This window comes from Coleofasciculus sp., from assembly GCF_046565525.1.
Taxonomy (GTDB): Bacteria; Cyanobacteriota; Cyanobacteriia; order Cyanobacteriales; family Coleofasciculaceae; genus Coleofasciculus.
This window is the reverse complement of sequence record NZ_JBKHUP010000015.1, coordinates 72933-90813: the sequence shown is the minus strand read 5'-3', so window position 1 is coordinate 90813 and position 17881 is coordinate 72933. Positions and strand designations below refer to the sequence as shown.

Here is a 17881-nt window from a genome sequence, read left to right as displayed (position 1 = left end):
TTAGCACTTAGGCTGGTAAGCACAGCTTTAACTTATTTGGCTAAAGCTCCGTGTATGCGAGACCGGGGTTGCTTACGACTCGTATGTTATCCCTTAAAACGATACCATAGGATAAGAGTAAGCTCATCCCACCGAATCGTTTGGCGTGGAATGAGCTGAAAATTTTTCGGGAAATTTAAATAGTTAGGGATTCATGCCAAAAATTTGTTCCTTAAAAGACTTAACTTGTAAGGCTAAGTCTTGACGGTTGGCAGCACTGAGCAAATAGCTGCAAATAAACCAACTCACATAAGCAATACCAATTATTTCTAGAAGCGATGACAAAAAGGGAATGGTATTAATCGCTTTCAGGACAGCAAAACCGAGTTTTAGAATCGTGAGGGCGGCAATAATCAAGGCAGCGGTGATTAAAAGTTGCTCAGTGTTCGTAACTCGGTTATTTAGGTAAGCTGAGACTGTGCCTATAAAAGTCGAAATGAGTTGAACCCAGGGCTGTTTTTTTTCTTCTGTGAGAACTTCGCTGGTGAGTTGGCGGTGGAATGTTTCTGAGGTGGCGTTAATTGGCTGTTCAGGGGTTACTATTTTAGCAGTCATGTTTTTATTTTGAGAATGACAATTCGTGAATTACAGGATTGATTGAATTCAGAGGAAAGTAGAGTCTATTTTCCTTAAAAAATTACCTCTGTTTCGGCTAAGTCAATGATTAAAGTTGACAGCTTAGCTTTTTTTAGTGTATTGAGTTTGAGCGATGGGGGTCAATAGCCTAGCTAAATCAACATCAAATTTTAGTTATTTCTTTATCATTGGTTCAAATTTGGTTGATGATTATATTTTTAGAAAATATGATAATAAATGTAACAGATAATTTAGTGCAATAAACTTTAATTGGGCAGACTAACCGATAACTAATCTCTCTGGAATAGTTAAACATGCCCAGAAAAGCCGCTGAATAGCTTACCATACCATTAGCCATTCATCCTTCACACTTCTCAACTATGACTTTATCTCGATGGCTTCCTGTCTTTTCCACCGTGATTTGCCTGGTTGCCCCAATCCCCAATCTGGCAACGGCACAATCATCCTCACCGTCTGAAAATAGCTGTCCCGCACCTGCCCTTTCGCGCTTGCAGAAACATAAAGTAGCGCCTGGTGAAACGTTGAATAGTATTGCTCAACGATACAGCCTGATCCCAGAAACCTTAGTAGAACTCAATCCTAGCTTGTCAGGAAAATCCATGCCGATGGGTCGAGATATTCTGATTCCTCCCTTTAATGGGATTCGGGTGCAAGTTCCAGCGGGGGCTAGCTGGCAAGACTTAGCGGAGGCTTATGGTATCCGCGCTGATATTTTATTTGAGGTCAATGGCTGTTCCCTGCAACCACCAGGAGTTGTATTTGTCTCAGGGGTGAATTGGGTACTGGCAAATCGCAAACCCGTGGAAAACTATACTGGATTTCCCGGTTATCCCTTGCCCACGTTAGCACCCATAGCGTTTAATTACGGTTGGCATCAAAACGCTGATGGACAAGCTCAGTTTCACAGTGGTATTGATCTATTGGCAGAACCTGGAACCACTGTGCTAGCTGTGGATTCCGGTACAGTTGCCTTTACAGGTCAACAGGGAGCGTATGGCAATTTAGTCGTGATTAATCACGAAGGTGGACGCCAAAGCCGTTATGCTCATTTAAGCCGTCTTTCGGTGAGAACGGGTCAACGGATCAAAGCAGGAACACCCCTAGGGACAGTTGGTACTACAGGAAATCCGGACATTGACCAACCTCATCTGCATTTTGAAGTTCGCTTCAATGCACCTGCGGGTTGGGTGGCGCAAGACCCAGAGTTACATTTGACGGTAAGACCGATAAATGAAGAATGACAAATGACGCATGACAAATGACAAACTTTATCACACCCTTGCGGCGCAGTGGAGCCTTGTTGCTGTCGGTGGGTACGGTCAGCTTTTTGTGCGGTATGGGTTATGGTGTCGTTCAAAGCTATCCTGAACCCCCACCGGAACCTATCATTCAACCTCAATCTGATATCCCCATAGAACCCCCGCCGCCGAATGTGACAGTTCAGATTAAAGCCGTGGGTGATATTATTCCGGGTACAAATTATCCTCAGAATAAACTGCATCCTAATAAAACGGTTCTCTTTCAAGCCGTTCAACCTACTCTGCAAGGTGCTGATTTATTATTTGGTAATTTTGAGAGTACCTTAACCAATTATCCCTATTCTGCTAAGTCGATAGGAGGATTAATTATTGCCTTTCGCACGCCGCCTGATTATGCCTCTTTGTTAAAGGAGGTGGGCTTTGATATTATGAGCGTTGCCAACAACCATTCTTATGATTTCTCACGTCAAGGCTTTGCAGATACTATCAATAATCTGGAACAGGCGGGAGTTAAAGCATTAGGGGAAAAGAATCAAATTCTCTATGCTAATATCAATAATTTATGGATTGCATGGATTGGTTTTAGTTACTTTAATTACCACAATTCATTAAATAATTTACCAGCGGCTATAGCGTTAGTGAAAGAAGCCAGTCAAAATGCCCATATCGTGGTTATTTCTGTCCATGCGGGGGCTGAAGGAACTGGAGCGATGCATGTTCGCAATCAAACGGAGTATTTTTTTGGCGAAAATCGCGGCAATTTGGTTAACTTTTCTCAGACGATGATTGACCACGGCGCTGATTTAATTCTCGGACATGGACCTCATGTTCCTAGAGCATTAGAACTTTATAAGGGAAAGTTAATTGCTTATTCTTTGGGTAATTTTATGGGGTATCGGACTCTCTCGACTCAAGCTCAACTGGCGTATTCTTTAGTATTAGATGTGGAGTTGGATAATCAGGGTGATTTAGTTTCGGGTCAAATTATTCCAATTATGCTAAATCGTCAGGGGATTCCTTATCCTGATTCCCAAGGACGCACGATTCGACTGATGCGCCAGCTTACTCAGAGTGATTTTCCGAATACTTCTTTGCAGATTGATTCAACGGGTAAATTTTTGCCTCAGTAATTGGTAATTGGTAATTGATAATTGATAATTGATAATTGATAATTGGTCATTGGTCAAATAATTATTTACTTGGAAAGGGCGGGTTTAGTTACATCAGGGTCAAACACAAAGGATTATAGTGAAACCCGCCCCTACAAATTAAAAAACTTACGCGCCAGGTTCCCTCGAAGGTCGTGAAGGGTCAAAATTATTTCATTCTTCATCCTTCTGTTTGCTCGAATCTTTCCCTTCAGAAAATCGTTCTTTGAGTTTATCACCAGCGGCTTTGGCTTGGTCGGTGAGATTATCTGTAACCTGGGGAACACCTTGTTTAAGGGATTCCACATGCTGAAGCGTTTTCTTGTAGTCACTACGAATAAAGTCTGCGGCTTGACTCATGCGTTCATGGACGCCTTCGGTATATTTCTCACTGTTTTTTACTGCCGCTTCTAGAACAATGATCCGCTTTTTTGCCACACTGGAAACGGCTGCGGGTGCAAGGGTATAAATCCCTTCCATTATTCCTTGCCAACCACTGGAGGAATATAAGTAATTAACGACGGCTCCCGTTTCCGGTTCAATTATATAATCAACGAGTTTACCGACTTTGTTTCCCGCATCTGTCCAAACTTCTACACCAATGCGAGAATCGAGGGGTTCCAGGGTTTCCGACTCGGTTTCTTCCTTAAGGCTGTTGACAAGAATACTATCGCTGCCAATAGTATTGACTTGTTCCCAGGTAAAGTGGTGTTTTTTGCCGCCGAGAAACCCGGACTTGCAGGTTAACCCAACTACGCGGTGGGCTTGCAAATCAAGCCATAGCTGTATCACTCGACCGACTTCTTCAGCGGTATGACGATTTAAGACTAATCGGTTTAGGAGTTCGCTTTGTTTGAGTACTGCGGCTTTTGCGGACATCAGACACCTCGCTTGGGCTATTCTTGAGACAATGTGACTTGCCGTTCGATCATGTGCTTTGTGTTGTGTATTTAAATTTTAGCTGATAACGGATGCGATTATTTTTAATTTTAGGGGTTGTTATAGCGATCTTGGCGATTATCTTTGCCTTACAAAATGCTGTGCCTATCGCCGTTACTTTAGGAATTTGGCGAGTTGATATATCGTTGGCGTTAGTTCTCGTCTTAACTTTAGGGGTTGGCGTTGTGGTGGGATTATTGGTATCGGTACCATCCCTGATGCGGCAAAATTGGAAACTTGCTCATCAGAAGCGACAGAATAAAGACTTAGAGAAAGAATTCAATGAGCAAACTCAGCAACTGGCGAATCAGCAAAAACGGATTGAATATCTGGAGAATAGTTTAAAGTTCAATCGGGATTCTTCTGAATCAACTGATCGGGATTTAAATACCTAGGCTATAATGGGATGCTCCAAAATATAAGTAGTCAGACGTAAAAAGTAAGGTTAATTATGATATAACCAAAAGTCAGTTAGTAGATACGCGATCGCACTCTATCTTGAACCCGATCCCATAGCCCTAAAAACAAGCTTTATTCTCTCTCTTATTCACCTGTTACCGCCGGAGAACGCTATGAAGCTGATTTAGTCGCCAAGGTGAGATTTAGAGAACAAGACTCATTCTTTCTAATTCAGGTCGAAAACTAGGCGCATCCTCAAAAGAATTTTAGTCGATGCATATTCCGCTACTTCGCTCGTTTGTACGAGAAAGACTCAGGGATTTATCGCTTGCGTGATCCATTGGCGATCGCACCCCATAGTATAACACCATCGATTTTGCGGATCACCGCGCAATTCCAGATGATCAACCTCTACAGGTTCGAGTAATAGGAGACAGAAATTAGGCAACGGTTGCTCTGGATCAGGTGGCGGTTGGGAAAACGCCTGATCCCCCTCTACTCTGGGTTCACCCGGATTCGACCAAGCAAATTGCACAAGCGCTGCATCAGAAAGCCCTTGCCAGGTGGTTTGACGCTCATTTTGTAGGGGAAATTCAGGATAGTCTTCTCCCACCAGAATAAGTTGACCTTTTAACCGAAATTGCTCGCGAGTCTTGGGAAAATACCAGCAAATTTCTGCCCCAGCATTATGATTAATTTGATTGACTTTCTGAGTGCGAGCATCGGTGATAATTTTTAATTGGTTATCGAAAAAGCCACGAAAAACAACGGTGCGATTAGCTGGATACCCATCTGGACAAACAGTTGCCAGTTGAAAGTACCGAGCATAAGCTAAACTGCGGTTGCGGTGAAGGGCACGAGATAGGGAGACTCGCCAAGGAGCAATTGACATTGTTTGAAATGATGAATGATGAATGATACCATGTCCGGCTGGGCAAGTGCGTCTACCATACCCATGGTGATGGGGAAGGCAGCATTACCCTTCTACCCTTCTACCCTTCTACCCTTCTACCCTTCTACCCTTCTACTGATATTTCACAAAATAATCAATATGCTGAGCGACAATTCCCGGTACAGTTTCCGCTAGGTCATTTCCGGCTTGGTCAATCATCTGTAATTTAGTATTGGGGCTATGGTTGGCATAAGTTTGAGCATGGTCAATCACCTCTGGTGAATCAAGTCTTCCTTGAAGAATCAGCGTAGGGATATCTAAGCTGGGTAGATGTTCTTGTAATAATTCGGCTTGAATTTCCACCCGCCGTCGCCGGAACAACAATTGACAAGCTGTCGGGGATTGTAGCAATTGTTGTCGCTGTTTTAACGCTCCCTCAATATCTTTGTGACGCCCAAAAAGCCTAGCCAGAGGTAAGAGCGATCGCAGAATAGTATAGGCAAGGGGGGGACGCCCGACTAACCACCGCCGCCACTGCCAAGTTTTCCCGTCTCCGTCACCTCGAACGCCTTCAGGGGCTAATAACACCAATCCCTGAACCTGTTCACTGTGATGCAATGCATAACTAGCGGCAATCCAAGCGCCTAAGGAATGACCAACCAGATAGACTCGGGGAAGGTGTAGTGCCTCAATGAAGTTGAACAAACACTCGACCTCGACTTGAATCGAGTAGTGCAGTTTCGGCGTTTGTGAGTCACCAAATCCCAATAAGTCAAGTGCAAAGCAATGATAATCTTGATGCAGATACTCAATCAGGGGTAGCCACTGACTACTATCGCTCCAAGACCCGTGTAAAAATATAAGAGTGGGTCCTTGGCCCACTTCACGCCAAAAGACTTGCCCCAAAGGTAGCTTAATGCGGGAATTCCGTAAGGTTAAATTCATCCTAGTTGCCGGGTGTTTCAAAACTCAACACTTAAAGTAGCAGGCTACGTCTAGCTCTCAAAACTAAAAATTAGGCAACAGTGGTTTTACCGTCAAAATAGTCCTGCAACTGTCGCCCATGATCGTGACTCAGACAGTCCATGGGGATGGCTGAACGTTCAAAGGCTTGAACTTCCGTAATTTCCCACATATCTTGTATCTGCATTGTTCCCTGAACCTCCGCTTCGACTACAACACAAACTGAATGAACTCTGGGATCGCGATCGGGTGCTGAGTAGATTCCCACCAATCGGCGAATTGCCAGCAACTCTAGCCCAGTTTCTTCTGCCAACTCCCGCCTCACGGTGGTGGGAATGTCTTGTCCCCAATCCACCATCCCTCCAGGTAATCCCCATTTTCCGTTATCGCGACGCCGAATCAGTACAATTTGTCCATCGGGTAAAACGGGGATAATACTTGTACCGAGGACTGGATGGCGGAAAATAATCCCCAATACCGTTTGGACAAAATACCAGATACGACCCATGGATTCAGATGGTTATAGAACAGATAAATGGCTGACGTACAGACTGTTATCATAATCTGATTTTTTTAAGAAGAGACATGATGGTAATCCTTGAAAACTGCTGCCAAGGTAAACTAGGATGGAACGAAAGAGGCTTGGATGGTGTAACACTGCCAATATAAATAAGCCCCAGCTTACCCAACCCACCCATAGCTAAGGCTTTCAACAACCCTAATCTAGCTATCGCTTGAGATTAGGGATTGCCAGAGACAGGGCTGGCAACGCAAGAGTTGAATAGACCATTGAGCCGCCAATTGGCACGTACTTCCAGATACTTCCCCAGTCTGGATTATCTACAAACCTACTTGTTATAGGTGCTTGGCTGTTAGGACATCTTATTGGCGGTGGTCGAGGGGACTATGTACGGGCGAAGCATTGGCGTCGTTAATTAAAGCAATTTACCGCTCACTTGACTTCGCCAATGCTTCGCCCCTATCACTCGTGAGGTTTATCACCATGCTACGAGTTCCGGTTTTATCGCCAGACGGTAAGCCATTAATGCCAGCTAAAGCTAGCCGCGTTCGGCGGTGGCTAAAAGCTGGTAAAGCTAAAATCACGCATAACGATTTAGGTATCTTTCAAGTCCAGTTAGTTAACCCGCCATCAGGAGAGGAAACTCAAGATATTGTGGCTGGAATTGATCCAGGAAAGCTATTCACCGGCGTCGCGGTTCAATCAGCCAAGGCGACTCTGTTTTTAGCCCACCTAAATTTGCCCTTTAAAAACGTGACCAAGCGAATGACCCAACGGGCAATGATGCGGCGAGGGAGACGAGGGCGACGGATTAACCGTAAGGTTTCCTTTAACCAACGCAGTCACCGCCAACACCGATTCGATAACCGCAAAGGTAATAAGATACCCCCTAGTATCCGGGCTAATAAACAGTTAGCGCTTCGGGTGGTACAAGAGTTGTCAGGGGTTTATCCATTCACAGATGTGGTAGTTGAGACGATTAAAGCCAAAGGCGACAAAGGGTTTAGCCCTGCTATGGTTGGTCAGTATTGGCAGATTGAGCAGTTGGAAGCTAACGGTTACACCGTCTACACGCAGGAGGGATGGCACACATCCAACCGGAGAAAATACCTCGGTTTACCCAAAGCTAAGAATAAGGCTGAGTCCTCACCCGCCGCCCATGCCGTTGATGGTATCTGCATAGCCGCGTCCCAGTTTATGCGGTATCGGCAAGTTAAGGGCAGAAGTGGTTTATGGCTAGGGTCTATTGAAGTTACATCGTGCCAGTTTGCCGTAATCAGCCGTCCTCCAATCTGCCGCCGCCAACTACACCTAATGATTAAGAGCAAGGGAGGAAAGCGGCGCGGTTTGACCTCTATCCCCCTCCGACCTACTTCGTTGAGGTCGGAGTCCCACGAGTTTTACGATGGACGAGGCAGAAAGCGGGGTAGTAGGTAAGCGTAGACACTAGGGAAGAACGTGGAGATAGACTTAAACTGTTGAGTCTTGCCTAGACAGATATGTATAACTTTGCATAGATATGACCCCCATTCAGCGACCATCTTTTTTAAGTGGCGTGGTGAGGAATCCCCGTGCGGCAAACGCCGGGGAGGATGTCAACCTTCCTTTCTAAATAGTAGGGACAATTCATAAACTGTCCCTACTCTGTGCTATTTACCCTTGTGTTTACCAACGTGCTTGAGGTCCAGTCCAAACCTGGTGAACCACTTGACCATACACAATTGGTTCATCTTCAAAGGCGAGGGTGGTTTCACCTCGGAAATCAACAGACAACACGGGCCAACGCTCCTCACCAAGTTCACCAACTCGAAACAGAACCTGATCCGGATAGGTTTGACTCCACCCCAATAGCACAGCATGGTTATAGTCAATGGGTTCAGGTGCGACAGTATACGTGCGATTTTTTTGGCGATCCCAAATCACCGCATAATCCGAGGCAAAGGATGTACTGAACAAGCCTTCAAACTGTCGTGCTAAAAGGCGATCGCTAGACGGTGACCAAGAGACAGGGAGCAAAATAGCGAATGTTCCTGGCATATCCGCATCTTCGTTACTGACTAAAGGATTATCAGATAAGGGAGATGACGCCGTGAGCGTTTGCAAATCCCCAGTTTGCAAATCTTCCAGAAACATCACACTGGTAACCCGACTGCGGTATAGTTCAGGTTGCCCTTGCATAGAAATGCGGCTATAGGCAGCATATTGACCGTCTGGAGAAATTAATGATTGGCTGCGGTAGTAGCGTAAACCGAAGGTTTCACTCGCCGCTAGTTCAGCTTGGGTTGTCAACACCCAATTCCAAGGGACAGGATGAGGACTATCGAGAGGATCAATCTGCTCTAGAGTCTCAATCATATCGGGAGCAATTTCTTCAGTCACGTCGAGATTCGCTGGGGAAGAAGACACCGATAGGGGGTCTGTTTCTAAAGGGAAATGGGCTGGTTCAGGGGTATGAACCTGTTGAGCTTGGGCAGATACGTTATAAGTCATCAGTAGCCAAGGAGCAAACAGTAAGAGGTATGGTTGTGAGCAAAACCATCTGAATAAGCGGACGATTATGTTGAACATCGATATGGGTGAGGTTGCTAAACGCTGCGTCTTGTGTGAGGAGCAACGTTTTGGGAACTATGGCAGTGTTCTTTAGTCTATGTATATCAAGCTAAGGAACCTTCCAACTCAACCTTTTTACGAAAGTTTTCACTCCTGACTCAGGATGGGTGATTGGGGAAGAGGTGATTGGGGAAAAGGTGACTGGTGATGGGGTATTCTCCCTTGTCTCCTCTGCACCTGTGTACCTGTGTACCCTGTCTTCCTTGTCGGGTTAGAGGTGGTGACAAACTTCTGGCAAGTGGCATGATCGAATTAATGGATGTATTGGTGTTATTCTTCTAGGGTCTGAATAAAATTCAGGAAAATCGGTGATCCAATCGGCTCGTTCAGCAGATAAAACTACTTCTGCCTCTTTGAGGTCTCAACGTCCTTGGTTTCTCATTTTTATATTCCGAGTGCTACTATTGGGCGTCAGTGGAGGCTTAGCCCTAATTGTAGGCATTGTCCTTGCCACTTTCTATCCCAGAACCAACCCAGAGAAACCCTTATTCCTCAAAATGGCAACCCCTTTTGAAGGGCGGACGCCAGTTGTTTCTCCCCATACTACCCCAACATCGATACCAGAACCGACGGGTTCGTCACTTCAACTTACCCCTGTACAGAGACAACAGGTGCAAGCCCAGCTCACTCAACTGCAAGGTCAACTGCGAGCATTGAGTGAGGGAGTTGCCACATTAGAAGCCCAACTGGGTAGTAGTCGCCCTAATGAATCCTTAGAAGCACGATTGCAAGCGATCGCGCTGCAACTCGAAGGTGTTCAACCCCCCCCTGAAGAGGCAACATCAAATGGGAATAATCCGAATGCTACGATCATGGCAGCCCCATCGGACTCGTTCGGCTCAACCCAAACATTGAAGGTAACTTTACCGAGTGATGTTCTCTTTGAGGGAAATAACAGCCTACTGCGTCCGGAAGCGGGCTTGATTTTAGACAAAATTATTGCGGATTTACGCAACTATCCCTCAAGTACCATTCGCATCGCCGCTCATACAGACAGCCTGGGTGAACCTGAGAATAATCGTGAACTATCCTTTCGTCGTGCCAAAGCCGTGGAGCAATATTTCGCTCGTGCTTTGGGGGATGACTATCGCTGGTTGGTTGTCGGTTACGGTGGAATTCGTCCCATTGTGTCAAATGATACCGATGCAAATCAACAGCGCAATCGCCGGATTGAAATTGCTGTTGAATAAATTTGTCATTCGTCACATTTGTTGAGCAAGAGATCAGTAAAAGTTTAGTATTTATTTTTGACTGAAAAGATGAACGTTATTTTCTTCGGTACGCCTCAATTCGCCGTACCCACTTTAGAACGCTTAATTAACCATTCAGAATTTAATGTTCTGGGTGTAGTAACCCAACCTGATAAACGTCGAGGGCGGGGTAATCAGCTATCCCCTTCACCGATAAAAACCCTGGCACTCACCCATCAACTGCAAGTCTGGCAACCCAAACGGGTGAAAAAGCATAGGGAAACCCTCAGTCAACTCAAACAAGCTGAGGTAGATGTATTTGTCGTTGTCGCCTATGGACAAATTTTGTCCCAAGAAATTCTAGATATACCCAGACTCGGCTGTGTGAATGTCCATGGTTCAATTCTGCCGAACTATCGGGGAGCCGCCCCAATCCAGTGGTGTTTGTACCATGGCGAAACAGAAACGGGTATTACCACCATGCTGATGGATGCTGGGATGGACACAGGACCGATGTTACTGAAGGCTCACACACCCATTGGCTTATTGGATGACGCCCATGACTTAGCCGCAAGACTGTCTGATCTAGGTGCGGATTTGTTAATCGAAACGCTGCTGAAGCTAAACCAAGGGGAGGTTCAACCCATCGCCCAAGATGATTCCCAAGCCACTTATGCACCCTTGATTCAAAAGTCAGATTATGCTGTAGATTGGTCGCGCTCTGCCATAGCCATACACAATCAGATCAGAGGATTTATACCGAATTGTGTCGCCTCATTTCGGGATCAATCGCTGAAAATCCTGGCAACTGTTCCTCTGGGAGAGGCTTATTTCCCCCAATTGCCTACAGATTTAAAGATTCCGGAGCAACAGTGGTTGTCTGTACGGGAAGCGTCTGGGCGTCCCGGAGAAGTGGTTAGTATTATTAAGGGAGTTGGACTGATTATTCAAACAGGTGAAGGATTGTTGTTACTGCGCCAAGTCCAGCTAGCTGGCAAACGCGCTCAGTCTGCTTGGGACTTTGCCAATGGTATGCGGGTAGCTGTGGGAGAGGTTTTAGCTTAATTGGCGAGAAGCCCCACGTCCTACCCCTAGGGAAGCGTGGGATGAATCGCCAGTTTATATATTGACAACTTGTTTTTTGCAAGCTACCATCTTGATAGATTTAGCAAATTGTTTTTGCCTTTCATTTACAAAGCTGTAAAAGCTGGTAACTTGATCGCAAAAGCGAATCTTCATAAGTAGATTTTTTTCTGGCAACTTGGCTAGAAGTGGGGCTGGGCATACCCCCACTATAAAACGCTGGAGGTATAACCTAACGGTTGTACTGCAAAGTTGCCTAAGCCGTACTTGTAAAGTCGGTGTAGGAGGATGTCACGCAGTGGTTAAGTTTGATGGCTGATGGATAGCTATCAGTTGGAGGTGGGTGTCGCGATCGCGAATTGCTTCTAATCTTGTCTGTTGGTTCGGTGTCAACTTCTGATAAACCTGCTCAAACTCCTGATACGTATAGTCTTCAATCACGGCGTAGATGTCACCCACCGTCTGTGCCTTCACAATCGCCGTTTTGAGTTGGGCAAGGGTTTCACTGTCATTGGTCATCCGTTACCTTCTTTAAAATCGCACCTACACTAGCCCTTGCGTCCCCTTGACAAGGACTAAGGAAAATTAAGCAAAGGTAACCCAGCGAGAGCGGGTTACCTTTGCTTACCCTGCTATTTCAGCCTAAATAGTCTTAGAGCAGGAAAAGAGCCAGTTAACTAATACCAATCTGGAACGATGTCTTCTGCTCCTTCACCCCCTACACCGATGCCTGTGTAGAATATATCAGCATCGCTGATAGTCATATCCTGCATTGATGCACCATATACGTTGGCATCGTAAATTGTGGCTTCCGTAAAATCTACCCGATTCAAATTCGCTTCTTTCATATCCGCATTGGTGACAAAAGCGCCTGTTAAATTCGCCCCTGCCAAATTTGCCCCGCGTAGATCAGCACCTTCAAGGTTCGCATGGCTCAGGTTGGCGCTTTGCAGATTTGCCTCTCTCAAGTCAGCACCAATCAAATGGGCACCCCTGAGATTGGCTCCCGATAGATCGCAGTTTGCACATGCTCCAGTGGATAATAACTGTTGCACATGAAGTGGATTTTCAGCTTTGACGGAGCTAGCGAACACTAGGGGAGTAAGTAAGGTTAACATTGCTAGAATCTTATATTTCATAAGTTCCCCCTTTATCTTTAATTTTTTTTCCGTTCTTTACCTCACTTTTCTATTATCTCATTAAATGAGCCAAAATGTAAATGCAGGTTCCCTGACAAAGGCACTCTCAGGGAAAGATCCTCCTTAAGCATGAAAATTTTTCTGTTTATTTTTTCCGCTATTCTATCCAGAGATCAGATAATGCCTCTGCCTTTAGAGAGAGAAAGGATGCCAAGAATGTTACATTTTTAATTAAAATACATAATTTTATAATTCATAATTCAAAATTAATACATAATTAATGATTCCTAATCTCTCATTTTTCTGCCGTGCCACGTTGCTTGGTCAACTGGTCAATCGTATCGCCAATGACAGCAGTTAAGCTGTTGCGAGTTTGGGCGTGATTGGCTTGCTCAATTTTCAAGGTATCAATGAGGCGATCGCGCTCCATCATCACCTGAATTAATTTTTGTTGCAACTGTTCTGATGTTTGCAGTTTTGCCACCTCCTGTTCAATGGCACAGGTGGCGTCGGGATCTTGAGCTTTAAGAAGATCCTTCTCCTGTTGCAGTTGCTGGATTTCCAGGTTTAAGGCATCGATCTGTTGTTGTGCCAGTCGAGCTTCGGTGCGGCGTTGCTGGGCTTCGGTATTGTAGAGGCGACGCCAATTGGCGGCAGATTCATTGGCAGCATCGCGATCGCGAATACTATCCGCGAGTTGCTGTTTCAGTTCCTTGATTTCGGCTAACCACTGTCTGACATCATTGCTCATCGCACACGGCTCCTGTAGGGGGTTCTGGACAAATAGGGCGTTGTGTAGCTCCCTAGAGTGACTCCTTTTGGTATTTAATGGTCAAAAAATTTGCCACAGTAATGGTGAATGATACTGCTAGCCAACCTATTATTTATGCTACGTCCCCGTCTACTCCGTTTCTTCCATTTTTTTCGTTATCTGAATCTGGCAACCCTGAGAATCACCGTTAGCCGTGCCTTGAAACATCGGCTCTTGAGTTTGTCCTCTCAGATGGCATATAACGCCATGTTAGCCCTGTTTCCAGCCATTTTGGTGATTTTCACGGTGATTGAGTTATTCAAACAGTATTTCCCTTGGACAAATCCAGCCGATCAGCTAGGGGAAGTGGCGCCGGAAGAAGCGCTGCAACTAATGCGTAATTTTGCTGATGGAATCAACTTCACAGACAATCGCGGTTTATTTTCGCTGAGCTTCATCATGGCAATTTGGGTGTCTTCCGGGGCGCTGAATGCGGCGATGAATGCCCTCGACCAAATTAATCAAATTCCTTCGGAAAAAAGCCGACCCTTTTGGAAAGCTAAGTTGATTGCTATGGGTTTAACTCTAGGCAGTGTTTTACTACTATTCATCGCCTCCTTTATCCTGTTTATCAGTAGCTGGGTGGTCAACTTGGTAGAATACAAAAGCATTGTGATCATCTTGTTGACGCTCTTACGGCTTTTAAGTTGGCTCATTGCCTTAGGGTTGGTTGCTATAGTCTTTGCGATTATCTACCGCTTTGGCATCAGCCACTGGCGTCCGGGAACACCGATTATACCTGGAGCCATTTTGGCAGCGGTGTTATGGGCGATTGTATCCGGCGTGTTTCGGCATTACGTGGCGTCGAATTTCAGCAATTATCACAAAATTTACGGCGCTTTGGGAGCGGTGATTGTTTTACAGCTTTGGTCATATATGACATCTCTGGTACTTTTATTAGGAGATCAACTTAATTTTACGGTAGGAGAGGCAATGCAAGCGGCTAAAGCGCGATCAATTGAGAAAACTGAAATAAAGGCAGTGTCTAAGATATCTGAATCCAAAATCCAATGATCCATGACTCCAAAACCTCTACTCTCCGGCGTCTGCGTCGGTTGAGCCATTTGCTCGACAATGCCATTCCTATTCCGGGAACACCGTGGCGTGTCGGGTTAGATCCGCTGCTAGGTTTGTTACCAGGGGCAGGTGATTTTTTAGGAACAGCGTTCTCCGCCTATATTGTACTAGAAGCGGCACGGATAGGTATCCCGCGATCGCTATTAGGGCAAATGGTTATGAATATCCTTTTGGATACAGTTATTGGTTCTGTGCCAATTGTGGGCGATATTGCTGATGCAACCTGGAAAGCGAATTCTAAAAATATTGCCTTATTGGAAACCTATTGGGATAGTCCGCAACCCCCAAAACAGACGGATTGGTTTTTTCTGGTCTGGCTATTGGTCGGGTTAGCTTTAGCCGTAATAATTATCGCAGCTCTTAGCCTGCTACTCATCAAGGCACTACTAGCAATAATTAACGGTTAAAAACTAGAGCTTGAATACAAGCAATTTTGACCGACTCTATTTTTATCTATATCATCGTTGGACATAAAAGACCAAAGTTAGTCCTTAGGGGGTAGATTTCTCATGCATCGCCCTATGTCTGGTTACTTGCTGCCAGTGCTTTAAACAGTGGCATAAAATATACAATCCGGTTCCTCATTACTATAAATATATTCATGATCGAACGCTAGAAAATCAAGATTACAGCTTATTGAAAACCCTAAATTTATAACAATTTTATGTGCAAACGTCGATACAACCAACTCAACAAGTTTCTTCTCCGGAATATTAGGCTGTTTGATATAGTAATCGCGCTTCGCAAAAAATAGATTTTCATTTTTTGGCACAACAATTCCATTAATTCGATGAGCGTGTTGGATGGGTTTGATATAGGTTCTGATAAAACTTTCTTGATTTTTCTGAAGCTGATACAATCGCTCATGTTGTAGCCAACTCATCTGAAACATCATTTTGATCACTTCACAGCCCAAAATATAATTAAAAAGATCATGGCGTTCTTCTGCACTGTGAATCAGTCGCAGCACAAACTCCAAATAGAGTTCGGGTTTTTTTTGTAATGTTTGTGCTGAATGAATACAAAATTGTTCAACATAGCTATTTAACACCAAGGGAGTCAGTTCTTTTTCAATACAGAATTCTCGTAAATACTTGGTGACTAGCTGAAGGCGGATGCGATCTTGCAAAATCTGTTCAACTAAGCTATCGGCGACATAATCGTCTAAAAAATCCGTCAACTCGGCTTGTATTTCTGGCGAAGTCGCACACATTAAATAACAGAGTGACATAATATGCTTTCGTTGATCTGAGGGAAGGGTATTTGCCCATTTTTTCACAGCTAATGTAATTTTCGCTAGGACGCCAATCCCTTGAGTTGCTTCTAGACTGTGCGAGTTCTTGGTTAGCATGGTTGAAACTATCATGAACAACGGTTTGAACGGTAACGGTTAGGAAAATCATTAATGTAACAGCATCCTTGCGGATATGACAACTGATCACTGAGCTGTTCCGTTTCTGATTTGATTACAATTCTTAAAAAACAGTAAAATTTCTCACGATCGCCATTGTGTCATATTCAACATTCTAAGTCCCTGGACATAAATTATGTCCGCTATACTAAGAGATGTTAACAAGCATCAAATCTTTACTGTTCCCCGTTCTCTATTACGAGTTCCTTTTTCCTCACGCTCAGCTTTAATTGTGTCCGACTACTTACCAGATCTTTGAATATCTCAGTCTCTTCGTGGACATATTAGACAACTCTTTAGCTCAGTTTGTCAACCTTTGCGATGGAAAAGGTTAGAGAGGAGAGAACAAAGTTAATTTTTTTTACAATCTGTAGTAGTCCTCAGTCTAGACGACATCAGCTACTGAGAATTATAATAACAAATTTTCAGGGTGGTCAGCAAAGAAAAATACATTCGGGTTCGCAATTAAAAATAGAGTCGTAGTCAAACATGACAAAATCAAGGTTATGGCTAATAAAAAAACCAAGGTTGCTGGCTTGAGCAATTGTGAAAGTAGACATGAGCAATTCGGTTAACTTTTTGTCTTTGATATTCGGGTTTTTGATGAAGTAATCCCGTTTAGCAAAGAAAAGTGTTTCGTCTTTTGGGACAACAAGACCATTCAAACGATGGGCATGTTGAATGGGCTTAATATAATGATTAATAAAGTATTCCTGATTTTTTTGTAAACGATAGAATCGTTCGTGTTGCAACCAGCTCATTTGGAAAAGCATTTTGATGATTTCACAGCCTAAAATGTAATGAAATAAATTATTTCGTTCTTCGGAATCATTGATCAGATGGAGAACGGCTTCTAAATACTCGATGTCGCGATTAGCTTGGGTGCGTAAATCTTGGGCGGAATGAATGTAATACTGTTTAATATAGTCTTTTAAGACAGTATTAGTCAGTTTTTGCTTGATGTGGAGTTTTTTGAAAGAGCGAGTCACCCAATCTTTTGGAGTTTGCTCTTGCAAGATTTTTACGACCAAACCATCGGCTGTATAATTGTCTAGAAATTCGGCTTGTTTATCTAAGGGAACAGAACAGATTAAATAACACAGCGATAAAACATAGCGTCGCTCCTCCCAGGATAAATTATTAGCCCATTTGAGAACTTCTTGAGGAATAATTTCAAAGATACTGACTGTATTTATGGGTTCGGAATCAACCGAAATTGGATAATTTAATGTAGTCATAACCTGAAGCCGTCATCATAAGGGAAACAACAAGACTTTAAAGTTAGAGTGTAAGCTCTAAAAAAATGAAACTGATAAATTTATCGAGATATCCAGTAGCGTCTTCCTCTATCCCTAGAGACTGCCTCTGGCGTAGCATGAGAGTAACCCCATTATCAACTCGCCGGGGAGAGTAAAGGGAGAGTTTTCGCGGCTCTGTGATGGCTGTCCCGTTGGACTGGATAGAGAGAGCGATCGCCGCCGGCATAATTCTCCTCCTAGAGATACTACCGCAAAGAAAGAAAAATCAACCCCTGCTTCCCTTCAGTCGCCAGTCTACTATCCGAGTGCAGCACTCTCATCGGTTGGTGATCACCTTAACTGACTATCTGCTCTTATCTTACGGACAGGGTAGTAGCCGACCTTACTATAGGCATAGCATAATTGATGCCAAAAAAGTGAGCTGAATCCTTGCCGATTGGCATATCTTGTGCATTAGCCTCACCTGCCTCACCCCTATTACTCTATTGGTGGCGTCCCTCTATAATTTGAGAAGCTGTAATAACCCCCTTTGATCCCTCGACGAT

At 44.3% G+C, this 17881-nt stretch carries 19 protein-coding genes and 1 pseudogene; 9 read left to right on the top strand and 11 right to left on the bottom strand.

The window, feature by feature from the left end; all coding sequences use genetic code 11:
- Positions 1-183: 183 nt before the first annotated feature.
- The gene (locus tag ACLGGO_RS07940; RefSeq protein ID WP_446418892.1) at positions 184-594 is read right to left on the bottom strand and encodes a CAAD domain-containing protein; all 411 of its coding nucleotides are present in this window, start codon (positions 592-594) and stop codon (positions 184-186) included.
- A 401-nt stretch (positions 595-995) separates the two neighbouring features.
- Here ACLGGO_RS07940 and ACLGGO_RS07935 point away from each other — a divergent pair, with 401 nt between their 5' ends.
- Together ACLGGO_RS07935 and ACLGGO_RS07930 are read left to right on the top strand one after the other, a co-directional pair.
- Complete coding sequence (locus ACLGGO_RS07935) at positions 996-1877, top strand: LysM peptidoglycan-binding domain-containing M23 family metallopeptidase (RefSeq protein ID WP_446339852.1); 882 nt, start codon at positions 996-998, stop codon at positions 1875-1877.
- Between the two features lie 17 nt (positions 1878-1894).
- A complete protein-coding gene (locus ACLGGO_RS07930; protein WP_446418891.1) occupies positions 1895-3025 on the top strand; it encodes a CapA family protein in 1131 nt (376 codons plus the stop codon).
- A gap of 192 nt (positions 3026-3217) precedes the next feature.
- Here the strand turns inward: ACLGGO_RS07930 and ACLGGO_RS07925 are convergent, their stop codons facing one another.
- On the bottom strand, positions 3218-3922 hold the full coding sequence (locus ACLGGO_RS07925; protein ID WP_446418890.1) for a PRC-barrel domain-containing protein: 705 nt from the start codon (positions 3920-3922) through the stop codon (positions 3218-3220).
- 92 nt (positions 3923-4014) lie between these two features.
- On the opposite strand from ACLGGO_RS07925, the gene ACLGGO_RS07920 reads away from it, so the two are divergent.
- The gene (locus tag ACLGGO_RS07920; RefSeq protein ID WP_446339846.1) at positions 4015-4377 is read left to right on the top strand and encodes a lipopolysaccharide assembly protein LapA domain-containing protein; all 363 of its coding nucleotides are present in this window, start codon (positions 4015-4017) and stop codon (positions 4375-4377) included.
- A gap of 317 nt (positions 4378-4694) precedes the next feature.
- Here the strand turns inward: ACLGGO_RS07920 and ACLGGO_RS07915 are convergent, their stop codons facing one another.
- The 3 genes from ACLGGO_RS07915 to ACLGGO_RS07905 form a co-directional block, all read right to left on the bottom strand.
- Positions 4695-5273 carry an Npun_F5749 family FMN-dependent PPOX-type flavoprotein gene (locus ACLGGO_RS07915; RefSeq protein ID WP_446418889.1) on the bottom strand — a complete coding sequence of 193 codons (579 nt, stop codon included), beginning with the start codon at positions 5271-5273 and terminating at the stop codon, positions 4695-4697.
- Positions 5274-5405: 132 nt separating this feature from the next.
- Positions 5406-6218, bottom strand: coding sequence for an alpha/beta fold hydrolase (locus tag ACLGGO_RS07910; protein WP_446339842.1), 813 nt, complete (start codon positions 6216-6218; stop codon positions 5406-5408).
- A gap of 70 nt (positions 6219-6288) precedes the next feature.
- Entirely contained in the window at positions 6289-6744 is a 456-nt protein-coding gene (locus ACLGGO_RS07905) for an NUDIX hydrolase (RefSeq protein WP_446339840.1), read from the bottom strand.
- 495 nt (positions 6745-7239) lie between these two features.
- Here ACLGGO_RS07905 and ACLGGO_RS07900 point away from each other — a divergent pair.
- Positions 7240-8100: pseudogene (locus ACLGGO_RS07900) on the top strand (RRXRR domain-containing protein); the annotation flags it as partial.
- 321 nt (positions 8101-8421) lie between these two features.
- Here ACLGGO_RS07900 and ACLGGO_RS07895 read toward each other — a convergent pair.
- A complete protein-coding gene (locus ACLGGO_RS07895) occupies positions 8422-9246 on the bottom strand; it encodes a hypothetical protein (protein WP_446418888.1) in 825 nt (274 codons plus the stop codon).
- 428 nt (positions 9247-9674) lie between these two features.
- Between ACLGGO_RS07895 and ACLGGO_RS07890 the strand changes: the two genes are divergently transcribed.
- Positions 9675-10556, top strand: coding sequence for an OmpA family protein (locus tag ACLGGO_RS07890; protein WP_446418887.1), 882 nt, complete (start codon positions 9675-9677; stop codon positions 10554-10556).
- A gap of 69 nt (positions 10557-10625) precedes the next feature.
- Positions 10626-11621: a methionyl-tRNA formyltransferase gene (fmt, locus tag ACLGGO_RS07885; protein ID WP_446418886.1), complete on the top strand. Its 996-nt coding sequence runs from the start codon at positions 10626-10628 to the stop codon at positions 11619-11621.
- A gap of 309 nt (positions 11622-11930) precedes the next feature.
- On the opposite strand, the gene ACLGGO_RS07880 is transcribed toward fmt, so the two are convergent.
- From ACLGGO_RS07880 to ACLGGO_RS07870, 3 genes are all read right to left on the bottom strand, one after another.
- A complete protein-coding gene (locus tag ACLGGO_RS07880) occupies positions 11931-12158 on the bottom strand; it encodes a hypothetical protein (RefSeq protein WP_446418885.1) in 228 nt (75 codons plus the stop codon).
- A 158-nt stretch (positions 12159-12316) separates the two neighbouring features.
- Positions 12317-12778: a pentapeptide repeat-containing protein gene (locus tag ACLGGO_RS07875; RefSeq protein WP_446335287.1), complete on the bottom strand. Its 462-nt coding sequence runs from the start codon at positions 12776-12778 to the stop codon at positions 12317-12319.
- Positions 12779-13073: 295 nt separating this feature from the next.
- Positions 13074-13529 carry a hypothetical protein gene (locus ACLGGO_RS07870; protein ID WP_446418884.1) on the bottom strand — a complete coding sequence of 152 codons (456 nt, stop codon included), beginning with the start codon at positions 13527-13529 and terminating at the stop codon, positions 13074-13076.
- Between the two features lie 135 nt (positions 13530-13664).
- Between ACLGGO_RS07870 and ACLGGO_RS07865 the strand changes: the two genes are divergently transcribed.
- Together ACLGGO_RS07865 and ACLGGO_RS07860 are read left to right on the top strand one after the other, a co-directional pair.
- Positions 13665-14603 (top strand): YihY/virulence factor BrkB family protein, encoded by a 939-nt coding sequence (locus tag ACLGGO_RS07865; RefSeq protein ID WP_446418883.1) that lies wholly within the window; start codon positions 13665-13667, stop codon positions 14601-14603.
- Positions 14600-15073: a DUF4112 domain-containing protein gene (locus tag ACLGGO_RS07860; RefSeq protein WP_446335284.1), complete on the top strand. Its 474-nt coding sequence runs from the start codon at positions 14600-14602 to the stop codon at positions 15071-15073. The genes ACLGGO_RS07865 and ACLGGO_RS07860 overlap by 4 nt, the downstream gene beginning before the upstream one ends.
- A 140-nt stretch (positions 15074-15213) precedes the next feature.
- Here the strand turns inward: ACLGGO_RS07860 and ACLGGO_RS07855 are convergent, their stop codons facing one another.
- Both ACLGGO_RS07855 and ACLGGO_RS07850 read right to left on the bottom strand, forming a co-directional pair.
- Positions 15214-16017, bottom strand: a complete 804-nt coding sequence (locus ACLGGO_RS07855; RefSeq protein ID WP_446335283.1) for a cobyrinic acid a,c-diamide synthase — start codon at positions 16015-16017, stop codon at positions 15214-15216.
- Between the two features lie 494 nt (positions 16018-16511).
- A complete protein-coding gene (locus tag ACLGGO_RS07850) occupies positions 16512-17315 on the bottom strand; it encodes a hypothetical protein (protein ID WP_446418882.1) in 804 nt (267 codons plus the stop codon).
- Between the two features lie 200 nt (positions 17316-17515).
- Here ACLGGO_RS07850 and ACLGGO_RS07845 point away from each other — a divergent pair, with 200 nt between their 5' ends.
- The gene (locus tag ACLGGO_RS07845) at positions 17516-17761 is read left to right on the top strand and encodes a hypothetical protein (RefSeq protein WP_446418881.1); all 246 of its coding nucleotides are present in this window, start codon (positions 17516-17518) and stop codon (positions 17759-17761) included.
- The last annotated feature ends 120 nt before the right edge of the window (positions 17762-17881 follow it).